The sequence below is a fragment of the Mastigocoleus sp. MO_188.B34 genome (genome assembly GCF_030065675.1).
Lineage (GTDB): Bacteria > Cyanobacteriota > Cyanobacteriia > Cyanobacteriales > Nostocaceae > Mastigocoleus.
In genome coordinates, this window is sequence record NZ_JASJDK010000011.1 from 1 (window position 1) to 18,443 (window position 18,443).

An 18,443-nucleotide genomic window follows, 5' to 3' on the forward strand; every position below is an offset into this window, starting at 1 on the left:
CCCCCTGCACCTCGCTCCCCTGCTTCCTTCACTCCCTGCACTTTGTCCTCTTTCCCTTCAAAGACAATGCAACAAATAATACCTGCTCTCATCAAAGCTAAGAAAAATTTTAAGAAAATTAGTAAGGATGCTGTTAATCCATATTTCAAAAGCAAGTATGCAACCTTGGATGCGGTGTTGGAAGCTACTGAAAGCGCTTTAGCAGAACAAGGTCTGACGATTGTTCAGATAGTCGAGGGATATACTTTGCAAACTTTTCTTTACCATGAGTCTGGGGAGTTCATTCAGAGTAATTACCCGCTTCCAGAAACTACTGATTCTCAAAAGCTTGGAGCAGCAATCACCTATGCTCGTAGATACGCAATTTGTGCAATGCTCTCTATTACCGCAGATGAGGATGATGATGGCAATCTAGTATCTGGTAAACCAACATCTAGTAAACCACAGAAGTCAGTACAGAATAAACCTTCCCAAAATGAGCGAGTTAGTCAAAATGAGCGGGTTAAGAAAATTTGTGCGCTACTTGATTATCCTCTAGAGCTTGCTAGGCAGTGGCTACACAAAAACAACTCTACCAATTTTAACTCGTTGAGCGATGAGGTTGTTGATGGATTTGTTAGATCTATTTGTTGGCAATGGGGAACGCAAAATGGTTATCCTGTTGAGGAGTTTAGCCACATTCCTAAGAATGTCAGTGTGGAAACAGTCAAGCAATGGCGAGATAAATTACTTGAGTTTGCTTACCAACGAACGAGTTAAATACTTAGTGTGCTAAATAGTTTATGTTCAAGTAATGTTTTAAGGTTTTTATGGGAACCAGTTCTTAAGAATAGACCTCTTGCAAAAGTTATTTTATGGTACAATTAGAGGTTATTTATATTTATTGCCTTAGTACTTTAAATACTAAGAAATAGATAGTTTTTCTATTAAGTTTCGTCAGACTATATACAATATAAAAAAGTGAGATAAAAAATTGATTCAGCCATCTACTAATTTCTGAATTTTGATAATATATTCAATTTTTACTCTCAATTTATGCAGCTAATTCGTAATTATAAATACCAGCAATTAAGTTCGTTCTTAAGCCAAATCTGTGGTGACGATTTCTATAGCGGTCAGATAAGATTTTAAAAATTTTTAACCGACGATTAATATGTTCTACAGCAATTCTTAACCGGTTAAGTTCCCGATTATATTTTTTCTGGAATTTTGTTAACTTCCCACCACGGGGTTTTTTGAGTGGAGTTTCACTTAATTTATGAATTTTAGCGATTCCCTGATAACCTTTATCAGCTATTACTTTAAGTAATTTGTGGAATTTTACATCACTTTTTTTGAATAATTTAAAATCGTGAGTTTTTCCTTTTGAATGAGATAAACATATGATTTTATTAGTTTTTAGTCCAAATACTACCTGTGTTTTTAGGGTATGTTCTTTTTGTTTCCCACTATAAAAAATTTTTTGATGTTTTTTAGGTCGTTCAATAGGACTTTCCATTACGTCCATTAAAATTAAATCTTCATTGATAGATGAATCTAATAATATTTTCTTACCTGGGAGATTAAATTTACCGGATTTGATTAATATATTTTCTATTTTTTTTACTGTACGACATACATTAGATTCATGTATATTACTGTCGTTTGATATATGATAATAAGTCCTATATTCTCTCCAATATTGTAGAGTTAATAAGATTTGGTTTCCAACTGTTAAATTGTTGGGGCGACCAGGTTTTTTCTTGAGTTTTTCTTGTGCCTTTACTATTCTAACCATTACTTGGAATGTTTTGCGTTTAACTCCAGTTAGTCGCTTAAATTTTCTAGAGGAAAGTTTACGGACTTGTGAATATCTCATATTTAGTTCAGTCAGAAAGCAAACCTTTTATCTTACCATAAAAAGATTTTTGCAAGAGGTCTAATAATAGTTGCAAAAATTACACCTTAAACTTATTACTCATCATTTAACATTAGTGGCGAGATAGATTAATTGAGTTTAGGGACTTCAAATTAATAAATTATCCCACCGTCGGCTTAGCCCGGCAGGGCTAAGCCTCGATATATCTTGGTTTTAGAAATAATTTTGTAGGACGGTGGGATAATTTATTTTTTGGCCTTCCCTTAGTTCGCAATGCACAAATTAAATGTTTAGCGCGCTAAGTAATTGATACAAGTTTATCCTGAATTTCCAAAATGCAAATACTTATCTGCTTTTCTCAAAATCCAATCAGCTTGAAATATTTTACCAATACGTTGCTTGCGATTATGGTCAAGGTATGAAACTGTGCAAGTAAATTTCTTGCCCGAAAAACCAATTGATTTCACCCTAGCTTCCACAAGCCAATTGTTATGGAAATGCAATCGGGTTGGATGGCAAACAATCCAATCGCCCACCTTTAAATTCTTCTTCAATTTATACAGTTTCAAAGCTTGGTGAATCTGTTGATATTGCTCGTTGGTGAGGACTGACTTGACGGCTTGCTTTTGGTCTGGTGATAAACAGTCGAGGAGATATTGCAAGGCTTCGATGTCGTTCAACTCCAAGCAATCTAACAACAATTGTGCGTTTCCTGCTGCTAGCTGTAAATTATCCATAGCCCCCCCAAAAAATAAGTGGACTATTTTTAGTCTAGTAATATTTTGAGGTTTGTTGTGGGAAACAGTCCTTAAGGGTAATTGCAAAAAATATACCTCGCACTTATTACTCAAAAAAGTGGCGGGATAAAAATTGATTGAGTCTTCTTTTAGACGCACTGCGTGAACAAAGGACAGGTTGAATATTATGACGTGCCATTCGTTTCAGAGACTTACTCATGTCATAATCTATTTTTTCTAGTTAAATCTGTCAACAAAATAAAAACATTGCGTCCCTTGGAATCACTACCTAAAAATCTACCCTGAGTTTGCTCCCGGTTTATTCATAAGAAGCGGTGGAAGTATTGGGTAATGAGTAATAGCAGGATAAAATTAATGTAACTATTTCAGGCATAAGCAGAGGGGAATTATGGCTTGGGTTTTACCAACCGCCAAAGAGCAATTTTATCTCGTTTTCTCCAAGAAATACTACTACTGGCAAGAAACTGTCCATCCGGACTAATGGTAACGTGATCAACTGAAGGCAACAATTTTGGCAGGACATATAAGAGCTCACCAGTATGCAGATCCCAAACTTTGATGATTTCATCCAAGCGATCGCCTCCTACCAGGATTTGTCCATCAGGGCTAATAGCTAGAGGATTTATCCAGCCAGTCACTCGACGAGTTTGTTTCAGTTTACCCGTAGTTAAGTCCCATAATTCGATAATGCTGTTCTGTCGATTAGGTTCACTCAAAAGGGAAGGGTTATGCTTATCCATATCAAAAATAATCAGTGTTTGCCCATCAGGACTGATCGTAAGGTTTCGCAAAGTAAAGGAAAGTCTATTTTCGTTGAGGGTATGCAAAATTCGCCCCGTCTTTAAATCCCAAACATTGGCAGTATTGACATTCGGGTCAATTAAAAGTTGACCATTGGGGCTGAGGATAAAGCCACTGCTCTAAGCTTGTTGAAACCATAGTTCAAATTATTTAAAAGGATCTTGATTGAGGTGTTCGCGTCTTAGACCTTCTAGCGTATATTCTTTTCTGAAATCGCTGATATCCATAATTTGAGATTGCCAATTGCCCATGCCTCAAGGGGGTGTGAGAGTTGAGAATGGGAAAAAAATTGCAACGGGGATCACAGTCCAGCATATTGGTAAACCGGAATGAACAAAAGAGTATTAACATTTCTGGCACCTACCAGGACTGGTAGTTGGCTTGAATTTCACAGGTCAGAACCTGCTCCTGATCACATTAGAGAGATACAAAAAATAAAATATCCAGCCCTACCAAATATATTAGGACGCGGCATAGCCGAACAAACCGCGCGGCTAGCGCCACGAAGGGTAAAACCAATAGCTGCTGCGCGTAACCCCCTAAAGGGGGGACGCAAGGGCTGGATATTTTATTACTTTGAAGTCCCTTAACCTTCACTTTCCTCGTTGTTTATCTTGTTCTAGCGATCCCGTTAGGAGTTATGCATTAATAAGTTGAACAAGTCTTTGAACGCACTACGTGAACATAACCAAACGCGTAATCTCTTTGCCCAGACAGATATCTCAAAAAAGACTTGTTTAACTTATTTTTACACGGTGCCTTAGTACTAAAAAATAATGACACAAAACAATCAGATTAAAAAACGAATTTACTATTTAGATATCACTCGTGGTTTTGCGATATTCGGCATGTTTACCCAGCATTGTATGATTGTTCATGAAGTATCTGCTGGAGAGGGAAAAAACTTATTTGCAAATTTCTTCACTTTATTAGGAACAGCTCCATCTGCTCCGGTATTCATGCTGATCATGGGTGCATTGTTAATGAAATCAGACTCCAGTATGGGACGAAGCATATGGAGAGGAATTAAGCTACTTATACTTGGATTTATCTTAAACTTACTTCGCTTTACGATTCCTTTACTAATAGCTGTAACAATATTTGGCAGCGATAGCCTTAATTTATCTGAAGGTGAGACCCCGCTAAACGTATTATTCTACGTTGATATTTTTCAGTTAGCTGGCTTGTCTATCATTTTTGGCGCATTGATAAAAAACATAGCCGAACAAAAATTTTTTATACCTTTTCTTGCTGCATTTGTCCTTTTAGCTTCACCCTTTTTGTGGGGAAAATTCGATAGTAATCCAGTGTCTCATTTTCTTTGGGGGGTGACCAAAAACGTACCTTTTCCATTTTTCCCGTGGGTGATTTATCCGCTCCTGGGTATGTATCTAAGTAAGTATTTAATTGGTATTAAATCACTCAAGAGAAGCCTCAAAATGATAGGCAAGTATGGATTTTTCCTAGGCGTTTTGGGAGGAATAATGGTACTTTTAAGTTCCCTTGAAATTTTCTCGTTCCAAGTCTTTTCCCCTATTGGAGATTATCACCGGAGTGGTGCAGGCTTACATTTGGTCATCATTGGTTTTGTATTCTTATGGTTTAACGTTTGTTATTGGCTTGAGCAAAAGTTTGGCGTTGAAAATCGAATCATAAAAGTACTTGTTTATTGGAGCAAAAATGTTACAGCGATATATTTTATTCAGTGGGTACTTTTTGGCTGGAGTATGTTGATTTTCGATCAAAACAAGCAAAATGCCTTTGATGCAGCGCTAATTGGATTAACCGTTCTTTTAATCACTCATTTCTCTGTGAAGAAGGAGGGTGTGAGAAAATTGTTTTCGTGGATTTAGCCCTGCTTAGAGGCTGGTTATTTTTTTACCGAAATGCGATCTTTCCCAGTCACTGACTTGGGATTGTATAGCCGAACCCAGTTTTGGAAAAGTGTCTAGCATTGACGCTCATTTTCAAGTTGTTTTTATATATCAGATTAAATATTGTTTAATTCAATCTCAAAACTATCGATAAAATGATTGAATATGTATAAAATCCAAAGAGATTAATTTTTTAATCCTGAGAATTAAATCTATTCTTCATTTGATACTGAACTGTTTTGGTTGCAAACAATCAAAATCAATCGAATCAACTATATTTTTGTTTGGGATTTATACATGAAGATTAAGATATATAACTGGTTGAAAAATGGATTGATACTAATCTTCACATTATGTTTAGTAATATTTTTAAATTGGCACACTTTGCCAGTTTTTTCCCAACTGACTCAAAATATTAAACCACTTCCTGATGTTCCAGGATTAACTCAACCTACAAAGTGGCAGCCATCTCAGGGAAATTGGAAACCAGTACCACCTCACAGAGAAGATATAGGTGCAATCAAAGTTGTCTGGTTGCGGGGTACACCCTATGAAATGGGCTATCAGCATGGCAAATTTTTACATAATGAAATTGCCTCAATGGATCGGGAAGTGATTAGCGTACTAAGTTTCTTCGGCAAGCTGATGCTGATGTCGAAACTGGCTAAACGGAATTCCTTTCCTGGAATTTATCAAGAGTGTCAGGGTTTAGTTGATGCCACCAGTGATATTGGAATGACGATGGATGCTTGTATGGTCCTAGCCTTCGGTGACGTATATAAGGAGATATTCGGTTATACCCTGCCAAATATTTTATTTCATGATGGCTGCGCGAATTTTGCTGCGACAGGCGATGCTACCACTGATGGTCATCTTTATCATGGTCGTACCCTAGACAATAACGAAGAACCGATTAAATACTGGGTGGACAATACCACGGTTTTTGTGCGACAGCCTAATAATGGCATTCCTTATATGATTATTTCGGTGCCGGGGATGGTTTGGCCAAATTCGGGTTTAAATGCTGAAGGTATTTCTATTTCATTAGATACAGCACGTCCGAAGGAAATTGAGACAATGCCTCCAGATGGTAGAAGTAATGTGCAGCTAATGTCTCAAGTAATGAAAAGAGCCCGGACCTACGAAGATGCCCATGCCATTATGGCTAACAATAATCGTCTAATGGCAGACTTAATCATGATTACAGACGGTAAATCTCATAAAGCTGGGGTATTTGAATTACTCAATCAGAAAATGGGTGTGCGCGAACTGAAAGGCAATGGTGCAATCTATATGACTAATCATTTCCTGTCACCAGAAGTAAAGGGTAAAGATTCAACACCAACAGAATCCAGTCTATTGCGATATCAGCGGTTTGAGCAATTGTTAGAAAAAAATGGGTCCCAATCCCGTTATGGCAAAATTAATCCCTCGGAAATAGTTAAAATTCTGCGCGATCGCACTAACCCCCTTACGAAAAAAGCCAGTCCCCCATCTGTATTTGATGACAATGCAAGTATCGGTGGTAATGGTTCATTACGACAGGTTGTTTTTGACCCAGAACGTTTACTATTTTGGATCGCAGCTGGCAAAGTCCCGATTCCTAAAAATCAATTTACCTGCTTTTCTCTGGGCGACATGCTTGGTTTACCCAACCCTAAATCTTGTCCTGCAAAAGCAATCTATTAAATAAATCAGCGAACAGTTAGTTCTGAAGACAGTTAACTGTTTGCTGTTAACCGTTAACTGTTAACGAAAATGGCACTCAAATTTAAACTTGGGAATTTCCTCTCTGCATTCAGTGACAAGTGTTTCAACTTCAAGTTTCTTAGAGAGATCCAAAAAATAAAATATCCAGCCCTATCAAATATATTTTGGGTAAAACCGATGACTGCTGCGCGTTGCGCCGTTCATCCGCAGGATGCGTCCGATAGGCGCAACGCAAGGGCTGGATATTTTATTACTTTGAAGTCCCTTACTCGAAGTCTTTTACTGATTTTATGTGCTAGTTTTTTTGTTTTAGCTCCAGTACAATCAGCATATGCTGCTAAAACTGTCATTCTAGAATACGGAAATACTCGCACCTCAGTACCTTATAAACAACTGGAAAACTTTTCCAAGACTGGTAAAGCTTCTGATAAATTGGAGAGATTTTTAGAGAAAATTCCACTAACTGCAAAAAGAGTATCAACTTTATTACTCGATGAATCTATTCTCGAGGATGATGGGGTAGAACTGAATGAGAAAGAGATTGAATTTCTGTTAATCCAAGTGAATAAACTTGTAGGTTCGCCATTAGGTAGAGAAGATACAGAAAGCTTGGGGATAGCTTTATATGAGGCATACTTAGATAATAATATGTCATTTATACAACTGGCTAGACACTATCCTAAATCGAAAGTAAGGCTTAACCTAAAAAACTTGGATACAGTTCACCGTGATGTCAAGTTATTTACGGAGCGATGGAATAAGTTTTTGGCATTAGTATTTGGTCCATTGCAACAGGAGTTACTTTGTGATTGCGATAATCCCACCAGGCAGTTAACAATAAATGATTCTCGAACAATTTTACCTATATTTGAAAACTCTGTTAATCAAAGTAGTATACAATCGCAGATATATGCTGATAATTGCTTTAAACAAAAATCTGATAGAAATTTGGCATTAGATGGAGTAATTGAGCAACACAAGGCGATAGTCCAAAGTCCAATTGTTATTGGATTGTTTTCATCGTCACAAAGCTCCCCATCAATTAAATGACCAGTCACACAGTTGGGTTGGCGACGTCATGCGAGGGTTGGGATAGAGATACAACCCCTGCATGTTCAAACTCGCCTGTTTAAAAATAATCCATTTGACCCGATCTTCCCCTATCCCATCACTGTGCATCAAATTTCCCTGGCTCAGATTTAACCGTTCTTCTTTGTCCCAAGTGAACTTTTTCTGAGGAATTTCAAACCAGGGATTTCCCACCCAGGAAATAACCATTCCCTCACCGTATAGCCAATTTTTGGAAAGCTTCCCTCGCAGACACACAAAGCTATCACTGTGGGGATAGCCATAGTAGCCATCGATGCTCATACCTTGCTTCACACAGTTGAGGCATACTCCTGCTCCATCACGCCAATCTTGAGGATCGGGTTCAGTGCATAACTGATAAGCTCCATCTGGAAGATTAACCAGCAAAGTCTCTGCCATTGGCGAAATACCAGCCTTTTCTTCTTTTTCTAACGATGCAGGCGATGTTGCGGCGCTAGAAAATAGCAGCCAGCCAACCAAGCTTATCAAAGCAATAAAATTATACCAGCCAGACATGTTGTATTTCTCCGACTGCTTTCTATTTTCATCCTATTGAAAGAACTTGGGGAAATTGTGAGTTTGTCAACCACTTACATAAGCTGGATGTCTCAGAAATTACTCAATATCCCAAGTTTTTGTACCTTTACCAATCCGACCGCGTCTCATCAGCAGGTTGGGATTGTTGCGCGACATGTATAACATACTTATGGTTTGACCAACGATCAGGAGTCCGATAAAAGCCCATCCCCTGAACCAATACCATCCCCCTACTAGCAAAAAACTGCTGATGAAGACCAGTGTAATAGCCAAACCCCCTAAAATCTTCAATTTCATATACCCACCCTCCAAAAGTAATTAACCAATTATCAAGTGTGAGCGACCCCAAAGCTGTCAGTTCGATGTAAGTCGATATAACTAGTTAGCTGATTGATCGCTGGTGTCGCAACCGACATTTGGCGGGCTAATACTTTGAAGTCATCCGCAAGTTGTTTCATCTCATCACGGGCGGCATTGGCGTGGCGGGCGGCAACGGCTTCAAAATGCTTGGTATTCACCCAACGTCTCAAAAGTGCGACTAGAATCGGCTCCGGCAGCCACTCCCAAAGCCTTAGTTTGGCGGGGGTAATAGGGATACCGAGCGCCCGCAACACCTGGAATCCTTCACGAATCGCGCGCACCATGAGATGAAGAGCTTCCGGCATCTGCGCCAATCGGTAATTATCGCCCCCTGCCATATACAAAGCATTGGCAATCGGACTTACTAGCGCCACATGGGTTTTTTGCCAGGCATCCATATTACGGCTGATAGCCACTGGAAAACCTGCTTGTTTAAACGTGCTGACAATTTCCTTAAGTCGGGGTGTAATGCGTCCATCCAGTTCACCCAATTTAGTGGGTTGAAACATTCCCGAAACCACGATGTAGCGAACGATGTGCTTCTCTAACGTCCCGCCTGCGCCAGGAAACCCGAGCAAGAGGCGCTCTCGACCAACCGCTTGAATCCAATCATCATAGCCAGATGGATTGTTGACCATAAACATCACATTAGGGGTGCGTTTATTGGCTGACAAAATTGGCAATACTGCTTGAACCTGATTCTTACGCGTCACCACCACAATCAGGTCGTAAGCATCTTCCGGGGATAATTGCTCCAATATATCTATGTGAGTGGTCGTTTGTTTGCCAGTCAAGGCATGTTCTAAAACAATGCCATACTCTCTGATGTCTTTTAGGCGCTGTCTTCTCGCAAGAATCGAGACATCATTACCCGCGTCTTGTAATCGTGCGGCATACAAACTTCCAATTACCCCGGCACCATAGAACAAAATTTTCATACCCTTCTCCTTAGACTGACATTGGCGAAATCAACAAAATTTGATGAAACTCAGTCTTGATCTTGGTGATTTGACGGGCCTGATTCTTGACGCTCAATAACAACTGTAAGGTGTGCTACCATAGCACCAATAACGCCGACAGCTGCAATCACTGGAAATAAGGTTGCGCTGATAACGCCCCCAATCACACCTACGGTCATCGGAATCTCGATTAGGGTATGACCTTCTTCGTTTTTGATAATAATGCGACGAATGTTGCCCTGATGGATGAGTTCTTTGATTTTGGCTACTAGTGTGTCACCAGAAATCTTGAATTCCTCGATGGTCACTTTATCTTTGAGGACTGTTTCTGTCTCAGTGGCGAGAATTTCAGATTCAGCAGTATCTGGATTTTTGATGGTTTTCTGAAGATTTGTATCCATAACATAGTACCAATTTTATTGCATATATTTCTTAATATTTGTACGGGTATATGATGTTTTGAGCACTTGCGTGGGTAAATATATTTAAGTATATTTAAGTTTCATTACCCACCAGAAAAGAAGCTTAAACGGCAGGTATGTATAAATCGTTATCGTACATATTTTCTTTCACTTTATCTTACAAAATAAATATGAAGAAATTGTGAGTTGGCATTTCTAAACCTTAAAAGCAATCTCAATGAGAAAATTTTGGGTACTTAGCTAGAACCCACGCAAAATTTTGTTCGCCCTACTACAGGCATTGGAAATACATATATAAACCTGGATTTCCTGAGCATATTACGGTTTCATTTTTCTTCCGTTTACCCTGACGATATATCTGGGAGTGAAGTTTTGCAATATCGGTGAAGTTTTGCAATACTTGTATTCTCTAGACATCAAAATAAACTTAGAATAATAGAGGAAATCCACACTTTCCGCAGAAAAATAGTGTTCCATTAATCAATCAATGGAAACATGAAAAATCACTATAGCAACTCCAATCGTGTTAAAAAACCTCTAGTTTCAGTAATACACACCACAGTCTTTGGAAGAGTGAGGTATAAAGTCGATGGACTTCGCAATTCAGATAATCTCAAAATACTGCTGGAGTTAAGACTTAAAACAGAAAGATATATTACTCAAGTTCGTGCTAACACATTAACTGGTAATGTACTTGTCATTTTCTCTTCGGATTACAGTGTTACCGAGATTTCCTATCTCATTGAAACAATAGTAATAGAACACCGAAGCAAACTTTGCAAATTCCTCAGCCGAAAGAGTATATTACCAAAGAGCAAAAAATTACACCATAAAAAATTAAGCAAACCGATTATCCGTGTGGAAAAACTAAATCCTGATGTTCAGGAGCAAAAAAATGAACCCTGGCATATTCGCGAAGTGGACTCGGTAATTGCTAACTTCCAGACATCAAAGGTATCGGGATTATCTTACGAGTCCGCACAAACAAAGCTACAGCAATACGGGGCGAATATCCTTCCCCAGACAGCTCGCCGTTCGCGCCTGAGTATGTTTATTGAGCAGTTCCAATCCCTTCCTGTAGGTTTGTTGACCTTAGCAGCAGGGCTTTCCATCGCCACTGGAGGTTTAATTGATGCTTTGGTAATTATGGGGGTAGTGGGAATTAATGCCGTTATCGGTTATACCACAGAAAGCCACTCCGAAAAAATCATTCATTCACTCAAAACTTTGGTCAGACCATCTGCTTGGGTGATGAGAAATGGTAATTTGCAAGAAATCACCGCTCAAGAGATTGTTCCCGGAGATATTATCATTCTTAAACCCGGCAGTTATGTGCCTGCTGATGCCAGACTGATTGAAGCAGAACATTTAAGTATTGATGAGTCTGCCCTGACAGGTGAAAGTATGCCGGTCATGAAAATTCCAAAAGTCTTCAATGCTGAGAATATTCCCCTTGGCGATCGCATCAACATGGTTTACATGGGGACATTAGTGACTGGCGGACAAGGTTTCGCTGTAGTTGTCGCCACCGGTCAATATACGGAAATGGGTAAAATCCAAGCAATGGTTGGGGAAGCCACCTTGCCCCAAACTCCTATGCAAAAACAACTTGATAAGGCAGGCAGTCAACTCGTGTTTGTCTCCAGTGCTGTATGTGCTGTTGTTTTTGGTATCGGACTGTTGCGTGGATATGGCTGGCTGGAAATGATGAAGTCATCTATATCTTTGGCAGTGGCGGCAGTTCCGGAAGGACTACCAGCAGTGGCAACTACCACTCTTGCCCTAGGAATTGCCAAAATGAGGAAGCATAAAGTCCTCATCCGTCGTCTTGATGCTGTGGAAACCCTTGGTTCTATCCAGACTATCTGCATGGATAAAACTGGAACCATCACGGCAAACAAAATGTCAGTTGTAGAACTATATGCGGATAACAAACGGATCGAGTTTGAGTCAGGGAATTTGATTGCAGGGGAAGAATTGCTTAACCCTTACCAGAGCGATGCAATTTTAAAGATGATTCACATATTGCTTTTATGCAACGAGAGTCGATTAGATGGTGAAAATGGCGATTATGTCATCAGAGGTTCAGCTACCGAAAACGCCTTAATCTATCTGGGAATCGACTCTGGAGTTGATGTGAAGGCTTTGAGGCAAAATTATCCACTATTAAAAATAAATCAACGTTCTCAAGACCGCAATTACATGACCTCGCTACATTCAAGTTGTGATGGTCGTAATCTGCTGGCACTTAAGGGTAGCCCCTCGGAAGTTTTAGCCATGTGCAACTGGCAAATCCAAGATGGTCAAAAAGTAAGTCTTGCAAATGAAGACAGGCTAGCGATTGAAATAGAAAACGAGCGCATGGCAAGCAATGGATTGCGGGTACTTGGGGCTGCTTATTCGATTGACGAAATAGAAAATATTCACTTTGGTAATAATTTCATTTGGCTTGGTCTTGTGGGTATGACAGACCCAATTCGCAATGGGGTGAAACAGCTGATAGGTAATTTTCATCAAGCTGGAATCAATACGGTAATGATTACTGGCGATCAAAGTCCAACTGCATACGCCATTGGTAAGAAATTGAATTTGAGCAATGGCGGAAAGATGGAAATCCTTGATTCGACTCATCTAAATAACATTGAACCCCAAGTGATGCAAGCACTGTGCGATCGCATTCAGGTTTTTGCCCGTATCAGTCCTGCTGATAAATTACAAATTGTTCAGGCGCTGCAGGGTAGCAGTAAAATTGTTGCCATGACTGGAGATGGAATTAATGATGCCCCAGCTTTGAAAGCCGCCAATGTTGGAGTAGCAATGGGACATACGGGAACAGATGTTGCTCGTGAGGTAGCAGATGTAGTTTTAGAAGATGACAATCTCGAAACCATGATTGTTGCCGTCAGTCGTGGACGAACGATCTATAACAACATCCGAAAATCTGTCCATTTCTTGCTATCAACCAACACTAGTGAAATTATGGTCATGCTAGCTGCTACATCAGCTGGTATTGGTCAGCCCCTAAATGCGATGCAACTTTTATGGCTGAACCTAGTTACTGACATTTTCCCCGGACTAGCCCTTGCTTTGGAACCACCAGAACCAGATGTATTGAGTCAGAACCCCCGGGATCCCGAAGAACCAATTATTAAGACATCGGACCTTAAGAGAATTATTCGGGAGTCAACTGCATTGTCTATCAGTTCTCTGGGAGCATACGGTTACGGTATTAGTAGATATGGCATTGGTTCCCAAGCAAGTACGATTGGTTTCATGAGCTTGACATCGGCACAGTTATTACATGCTCTGAGTTGTCGTTCTAAAACACGCAGTATTTTTAGTAAACATAAACTACCGCCCAATCAATACTTAACAGTTGCCCTTAGCGGTTCTTTTGCACTCCAGATATTAGCTGCGATTGTTCCAGGTTTGAAGGATCTTCTACAAATAACACCGATTCATCTCTTAGATAGTGCTGTAATTGCTACTAGTGCTGTGTTGCCTTTATTGGTGAATGAAGGGGTTAAGAACTTGGGGAATGAGACTTGAACTAGGTGTAATACATCATGGTTATCAAATGGCTTACTATAATTACCGGAATTGCGAACGCTGGGTAAGCACTAGTACTTTTGGTAGGTATCCATATTCAATTACAAAATCTGGCGTTGCTGAATCATGGGATGATTTTGCCGAATTTGGAATGAATACATAAATATCCTAAATGGTACTGGTGAACTACATTGACCCACTGAGACGCGTCTGCGACGAACGTAGAGGTCGGGGCTTCCAGCTTTTTAAAACCTGACTACTACAAGTTTAAGTCCCGTTATTAGAAATTCCAAAGAGGGATCTACCTTACCTTTGGATATTCATCGATTTTTGTTAATTTTAGATACGTTTATCCTGATGTTTGCTGTTGTCTACTATTGGGAATTATTTATGTAGTTATAAGGTTTAAATCTGAACTAACTGCAGACTTAAAAGGAGTTTCTCAATGTCCGCAAAGATCGTCAAGCGGTTTCTCAGTATGTTTTTGCCAGTAGCCCTGTTCTTGGGAATTGGATTTGTAGGATTTTATGAAAATAAAAAGAACAGCAATCGCACAGCAATTGCTATTGCTGAAGACCAAAGTGTTCGCATCAGAGCAACAAGTTTGGCAGATCGCTTCAGTGACATCCGGGCTGATTTGATGATGATGACAATGTGGAATGAGGAGCATATTATACTAAGTTCTAGGATCTCGCCCCAGAATAAGCAAAGCTTTCAACAGCTACTTAACAAAAAATTCCTGGCAATGTCTGAGCAGAAACAGATATATGACCAGATACGCCTTCTCGATCGCACTGGACAAGAAAGGGTAAGGATAAATTTCAATGAGGGAAAGCCTGGGATTGTTCCAGATGCTAACTTACAAAATCAATCACAACGTTACTGGTTTCAGAATAGCCTTAAATTACGGGAAGGAGAAGTTTTCATTTCACCCATGGATTTAAATGTAGAGAATGGGAAGATAGAGCAACCTCTCAAACCGATGATTCGCTTTGTAACTCCCATTTTTAATTCTGGGAAAATGGAAGGTATAGTTGTCCTCAACTATCTTGCTCAAAACCTTTTGAATCAACTAGGACAAGAAAAAACTACTACTACTGGTAAGACTTTACTGCTTAATTCACAAGGTTATTGGTTGAAGGGTATAAAACCGGAAGATGAGTGGGGATTCATGTATGAAGATGGTAAACATCGTACCTTTGCCAATACCTTTCCTAAAGCGTGGAAGCAGATATCAACCCTCGAAACAGGTCAATTTCAGACACCAAACGGCTTATTTAGCTTTACAACAATCTACCCCCTTAAAGACATCTGGAATTCAGAATTGGGTACTGAAATTTCTCAGTTGTCTGGTTTTAATCAAAACACTGTGGATGCAAAATCCTACCAATGGAAGTTGGTTTCCTTTGTCCCAACAGCAGTATTGGAAAAGCAAGTGCAGGCTGCACAGCCTATTTTGTTAATTTTTTATCTTGGGTTGACTGGATTTTTTGGCTTGGGTTTGTGGTTTCTGACAAGCTTATGGGTGAAGCGACAGCAAGCATTAGCAGAACTGAAGAAATCTGAGGTACGATTACGGCAAACAGGAGCCGATCTAGCAGCTTCTTTAAAAACTATTGAGAAAGTAAATGCTGATTTGGAGCAACGTGTTAGAGAACGCACTACTGAATTAGAACAGGCAAAAGAACTAGCAGAAGTTGCCAACCGTTCCAAGAGTGAATTTCTCGCCAACATGAATCATGAACTCAGAACTCCCCTCAATGGCATATTGGGTTATGCTCAAATCCTCCAACGCGACCCCGAAACGGCAAATAAACATCAAAAAGGGTTAGCCACTATTCTTAACTGTGCTTCTCATTTACTGACATTAATTAATGATATTCTCGACTTTTCTAAATTAGAAGTGCAAAAAATGAAACTACATCCCCAAAATTTACATTTAGGTAATTTCTTAGCCACTACTGTTGATATTTGTCGGATCAAAGCAGAACAAAAAGGGATCTTCCTTGATTATCAAATTGATGAGCAACTACCAATAGCTGTTTATGCTGATGATAAACGCCTGCGCCAGGTATTACTTAATTTACTCAGTAATGCTGTTAAATTTACTGATGAAGGAGGTGTAACCTTCCAAGTTAAAGTATTGGGAAATAGGACAAATCCCGACCAAAGTTATCATATTCGTTTTCTAGTGGAAGATACTGGTATCGGTATTCCTCCTGATAAGCTGGCGAAAATATTTTTACCCTTCGAACAAACAGAAAAACAACAACGTAATGTGGAAGGTACGGGATTGGGACTAGCAATTAGCCACCAAATTGTGCAAATGATGGGAAGTAAAATTCATGTTGAAAGCCTATTGGGTGAGGGTAGTACTTTTTGGTTTGAAGTGGAGTTATCTGCTACGACAGAATGGACTGCTCAAACTGAATTCTCCAATAGTAAAGTTGTGGGTTATCAAGGCGAACGCCTAACTATTGTGATAGTGGATGACAACCAAGAAAACCGAGATGTAGTCATCGACACTTTAGAACCTTTAGATTTCCAAGTAATTCCAGCAGAAAATGGACGGCAAGGGCTAGATAAAATCATCCAAATTCAACCAGATTTAGTAATTACAGATGCAATTATGCCGGTGATGGATGGTTTAGAGATGACTCGCCATTTACGACAAATACCTAATTTTGCCACAACACCAATTATTGCTTCTTCTGCACACTTGTCACGAGTGGAGCCACAAGAAACTTTGGATGCTGGCTGTACCGGTTTCCTACCTAAACCGTTTGAATTTACAGAGTTGTTGAAAATATTACAAAAACACTTACAACTCCAGTGGATTGAGGATCGTGAGCTAGTTACGGAGGAAGCATCTTCACAGGACACTGAGCTAACAAAATTTGTTACACCACCGCCAGAATTGTTGATAGTTCTTTACCAGGCTGCAAAAAACGGTTTTATTGGGGACGTACAGCAGGAAGCTAATCGTCTCAAAGAAATTGACTCCCAATATATACCCTTTGCGAATAAATTGCTGGAATTTAGTCAAAACTTTGATGATTCAGCAATTGTTAATTTAGTCAAACCATTAATTTGAATTAAGTTATTAGTCTAAGAATTTAGATTTTAAAAATTTAGAGTTTAAAAATTTAGAGTTTAAAAATTTAGAGTTTAAGGATTTAATTAGATACCAATGAATATTACTCACCAGGAAAATACAGTTTTAGTAGTTGATGATACCCGTACAAATCTTCAAGTACTGTTTGATTTACTAAGCCAACAGGGCTACCGGGTAGCGATCGCCAAAAATGGGGAAGCTGCTTTGGAACGCTTAGAATTCTATCTACCCCAACTGATTTTACTGGACGTGATGATGCCGGGAATAGACGGATTTGAAACTTGCAAAAAGATGAAGGCAAATCCCAGGACCTCTAATATACCCGTTATTTTTATGACTGCCCTTTCTGACTCTGTGGATAAAGTTAAAGGCCTGAGCCTTGGTGCAGTGGATTATATTACCAAACCCATCCAGCATGAAGAAGTATTAGCACGTATCCAGATTCACCTGCAATTACGAAATGTAAAGGCTTTAGAAAGTATGGTCGCTAAACGCACAGCCGAGCTAACTCAGGCTTTAGAAAACCTCAAACGTGCTCAAGTCCAACTGGTGCAGAGCGAAAAAATGTCTTCCCTCGGTCAACTTGTTGCTGGAGTTGCCCATGAAATTAACAACCCAGTAAATTTTATTCATGGCAACCTCAATCACGTTGAAGAATACACCATGGGTCTATTAGAGTTAGTGCAACTTTACCAAAAGCATTATCCCGAACCCCCTGAAGAAGTTCAAGATTACGCAGAAGAATTAGAGTTAGAATTTTTAGAAGAAGATTTGGAGAAGATGCTCGCTTCGATAAAAATGGGTAGCAATCGAATCCGTCAAATAGTTCTTTCCCTGAGGAATTTCTCCCGTCTAGACGAGGCAGAACACAAACCAGTAGATTTACATGAAGGAATCGAAAGTACCCTGCTAATTTTACAACATCGCCTCAAGGCCAATTCCGAGCATCCTGCCATTGAGGTGATTCGGGAATATGGAGAACTACCTTTGGTAGAGTGCTATCCCAGCAAATTGAACCAGGTATTTATGAATATTCTGGCAAATGCGATTGATGTTTTGCAAGAGTCAAATGGAAAAGAAAATGCCAAACTCCAGATTACGATTAGCACCGACCAATTACCTAATCAATGGGTAGTAATTCGTATCGCTGATAATGGAAAAGGTATCCCCAATCAAATAGCTTCTAAAATCTTCGATCCTTTCCTCACTACTAAACCCATTGGTAAAGGTACTGGATTAGGTTTATCAATTAGCCATCAAATCGTCACTGAGCACCATGGTGGCAAAATTAACTGTTATTCTACTCCAGGTCAGGGAACAGAATTTATAATTCAAATTCCCTCTAAAAGTATTTGTTAATTGAGATTTTCAAGCCGTTTTCTCCGCAAATTCTATATGAGTTCAATGGTAA

General features: G+C 39.4%; 16 protein-coding genes. 9 read left to right on the forward strand and 7 right to left on the reverse strand.

The window, feature by feature from the left end; genetic code table 11:
• Positions 1-759: ERF family protein (locus QNJ50_RS04135; protein ID WP_300632356.1), on the forward strand; the 759-nt coding region annotated here is incomplete at its 5' end.
• Between the two features lie 274 nt (positions 760-1,033).
• Here the strand turns inward: QNJ50_RS04135 and QNJ50_RS04140 are convergent.
• The 3 genes from QNJ50_RS04140 to QNJ50_RS04150 form a co-directional block, all read right to left on the reverse strand.
• A complete protein-coding gene (locus tag QNJ50_RS04140) occupies positions 1,034-1,858 on the reverse strand; it encodes an IS5 family transposase (RefSeq protein ID WP_300632357.1) in 825 nt (274 codons plus the stop codon).
• Positions 1,859-2,175: 317 nt separating this feature from the next.
• Positions 2,176-2,595: a hypothetical protein gene (locus tag QNJ50_RS04145; RefSeq protein WP_300632360.1), complete on the reverse strand. Its 420-nt coding sequence runs from the start codon at positions 2,593-2,595 to the stop codon at positions 2,176-2,178.
• 407 nt (positions 2,596-3,002) lie between these two features.
• Positions 3,003-3,356, reverse strand: coding sequence for a hypothetical protein (locus QNJ50_RS04150; protein WP_300632363.1), 354 nt, complete (start codon positions 3,354-3,356; stop codon positions 3,003-3,005).
• Positions 3,357-3,746: 390 nt separating this feature from the next.
• Here QNJ50_RS04150 and QNJ50_RS04155 point away from each other — a divergent pair, with 390 nt between their 5' ends.
• The 4 genes from QNJ50_RS04155 (at position 3,747) to QNJ50_RS04170 (ending at position 8,051) form a co-directional block, all read left to right on the forward strand.
• Positions 3,747-4,007 (forward strand): hypothetical protein, encoded by a 261-nt coding sequence (locus QNJ50_RS04155; RefSeq protein ID WP_300632366.1) that lies wholly within the window; start codon positions 3,747-3,749, stop codon positions 4,005-4,007.
• A 186-nt stretch (positions 4,008-4,193) separates the two neighbouring features.
• Positions 4,194-5,270, forward strand: a complete 1,077-nt coding sequence (locus QNJ50_RS04160) for a heparan-alpha-glucosaminide N-acetyltransferase domain-containing protein (protein WP_300632368.1) — start codon at positions 4,194-4,196, stop codon at positions 5,268-5,270.
• Positions 5,271-5,588: 318 nt separating this feature from the next.
• A complete protein-coding gene (locus QNJ50_RS04165) occupies positions 5,589-6,980 on the forward strand; it encodes a C45 family peptidase (RefSeq protein ID WP_300632371.1) in 1,392 nt (463 codons plus the stop codon).
• Between the two features lie 198 nt (positions 6,981-7,178).
• Complete coding sequence (locus tag QNJ50_RS04170; protein WP_300632373.1) at positions 7,179-8,051, forward strand: alpha/beta hydrolase; 873 nt, start codon at positions 7,179-7,181, stop codon at positions 8,049-8,051.
• On the opposite strand, the gene QNJ50_RS04175 is transcribed toward QNJ50_RS04170, so the two are convergent.
• The 4 genes from QNJ50_RS04175 to QNJ50_RS04190 form a co-directional block, all read right to left on the reverse strand.
• Positions 8,040-8,606 (reverse strand): hypothetical protein, encoded by a 567-nt coding sequence (locus QNJ50_RS04175; RefSeq protein WP_300632376.1) that lies wholly within the window; start codon positions 8,604-8,606, stop codon positions 8,040-8,042. The two genes, QNJ50_RS04170 and QNJ50_RS04175, sit on opposite strands and share 12 nt — an antisense overlap.
• A gap of 99 nt (positions 8,607-8,705) precedes the next feature.
• Complete coding sequence (locus tag QNJ50_RS04180; protein WP_300632378.1) at positions 8,706-8,918, reverse strand: hypothetical protein; 213 nt, start codon at positions 8,916-8,918, stop codon at positions 8,706-8,708.
• 38 nt (positions 8,919-8,956) lie between these two features.
• Positions 8,957-9,925, reverse strand: coding sequence for a 2-dehydropantoate 2-reductase N-terminal domain-containing protein (locus QNJ50_RS04185; protein ID WP_300632381.1), 969 nt, complete (start codon positions 9,923-9,925; stop codon positions 8,957-8,959).
• 50 nt (positions 9,926-9,975) lie between these two features.
• Entirely contained in the window at positions 9,976-10,347 is a 372-nt protein-coding gene (locus QNJ50_RS04190) for a DUF4342 domain-containing protein (RefSeq protein ID WP_300632384.1), read from the reverse strand.
• Between the two features lie 516 nt (positions 10,348-10,863).
• On the opposite strand from QNJ50_RS04190, the gene QNJ50_RS04195 reads away from it, so the two are divergent.
• The 4 genes from QNJ50_RS04195 (at position 10,864) to QNJ50_RS04210 (ending at position 18,391) form a co-directional block, all read left to right on the forward strand.
• Entirely contained in the window at positions 10,864-13,917 is a 3,054-nt protein-coding gene (locus tag QNJ50_RS04195; RefSeq protein ID WP_300632387.1) for an HAD-IC family P-type ATPase, read from the forward strand.
• A complete protein-coding gene (locus QNJ50_RS04200) occupies positions 13,907-14,080 on the forward strand; it encodes a hypothetical protein (RefSeq protein ID WP_300632389.1) in 174 nt (57 codons plus the stop codon). Before QNJ50_RS04195 ends, QNJ50_RS04200 begins: the two co-directional genes overlap by 11 nt.
• Before the next feature lie 282 nt (positions 14,081-14,362).
• Positions 14,363-17,011, forward strand: a complete 2,649-nt coding sequence (locus tag QNJ50_RS04205) for an ATP-binding protein (RefSeq protein ID WP_300632391.1) — start codon at positions 14,363-14,365, stop codon at positions 17,009-17,011.
• Between the two features lie 96 nt (positions 17,012-17,107).
• Complete coding sequence (locus QNJ50_RS04210) at positions 17,108-18,391, forward strand: response regulator (protein ID WP_300632393.1); 1,284 nt, start codon at positions 17,108-17,110, stop codon at positions 18,389-18,391.
• The last annotated feature ends 52 nt before the right edge of the window (positions 18,392-18,443 follow it).

What these genes read in the sequence shown, in the direction of transcription:
- QNJ50_RS04140 (WP_300632357.1), bottom strand. Translation starts at nt 1,858, where the DNA reads ATGAGATATTCACAAGTCCGTAAACTTTCCTCTAGAAAATTTAAGCGA.
- QNJ50_RS04145 (WP_300632360.1), bottom strand. Translation starts at nt 2,595, where the DNA reads ATGGATAATTTACAGCTAGCAGCAGGAAACGCACAATTGTTGTTAGAT.
- QNJ50_RS04150 (WP_300632363.1), bottom strand. Translation starts at nt 3,356, where the DNA reads ATGGATAAGCATAACCCTTCCCTTTTGAGTGAACCTAATCGACAGAAC.
- QNJ50_RS04155 (WP_300632366.1), top strand. Translation starts at nt 3,747, where the DNA reads ATGAACAAAAGAGTATTAACATTTCTGGCACCTACCAGGACTGGTAGT.
- QNJ50_RS04160 (WP_300632368.1), top strand. Translation starts at nt 4,194, where the DNA reads ATGACACAAAACAATCAGATTAAAAAACGAATTTACTATTTAGATATC.
- QNJ50_RS04165 (WP_300632371.1), top strand. Translation starts at nt 5,589, where the DNA reads ATGAAGATTAAGATATATAACTGGTTGAAAAATGGATTGATACTAATC.
- QNJ50_RS04170 (WP_300632373.1), top strand. Translation starts at nt 7,179, where the DNA reads ATGACTGCTGCGCGTTGCGCCGTTCATCCGCAGGATGCGTCCGATAGG.
- QNJ50_RS04175 (WP_300632376.1), bottom strand. Translation starts at nt 8,606, where the DNA reads ATGTCTGGCTGGTATAATTTTATTGCTTTGATAAGCTTGGTTGGCTGG.
- QNJ50_RS04185 (WP_300632381.1), bottom strand. Translation starts at nt 9,925, where the DNA reads ATGAAAATTTTGTTCTATGGTGCCGGGGTAATTGGAAGTTTGTATGCC.
- QNJ50_RS04190 (WP_300632384.1), bottom strand. Translation starts at nt 10,347, where the DNA reads ATGGATACAAATCTTCAGAAAACCATCAAAAATCCAGATACTGCTGAA.
- QNJ50_RS04195 (WP_300632387.1), top strand. Translation starts at nt 10,864, where the DNA reads ATGAAAAATCACTATAGCAACTCCAATCGTGTTAAAAAACCTCTAGTT.
- QNJ50_RS04200 (WP_300632389.1), top strand. Translation starts at nt 13,907, where the DNA reads ATGAGACTTGAACTAGGTGTAATACATCATGGTTATCAAATGGCTTAC.
- QNJ50_RS04205 (WP_300632391.1), top strand. Translation starts at nt 14,363, where the DNA reads ATGTCCGCAAAGATCGTCAAGCGGTTTCTCAGTATGTTTTTGCCAGTA.
- QNJ50_RS04210 (WP_300632393.1), top strand. Translation starts at nt 17,108, where the DNA reads ATGAATATTACTCACCAGGAAAATACAGTTTTAGTAGTTGATGATACC.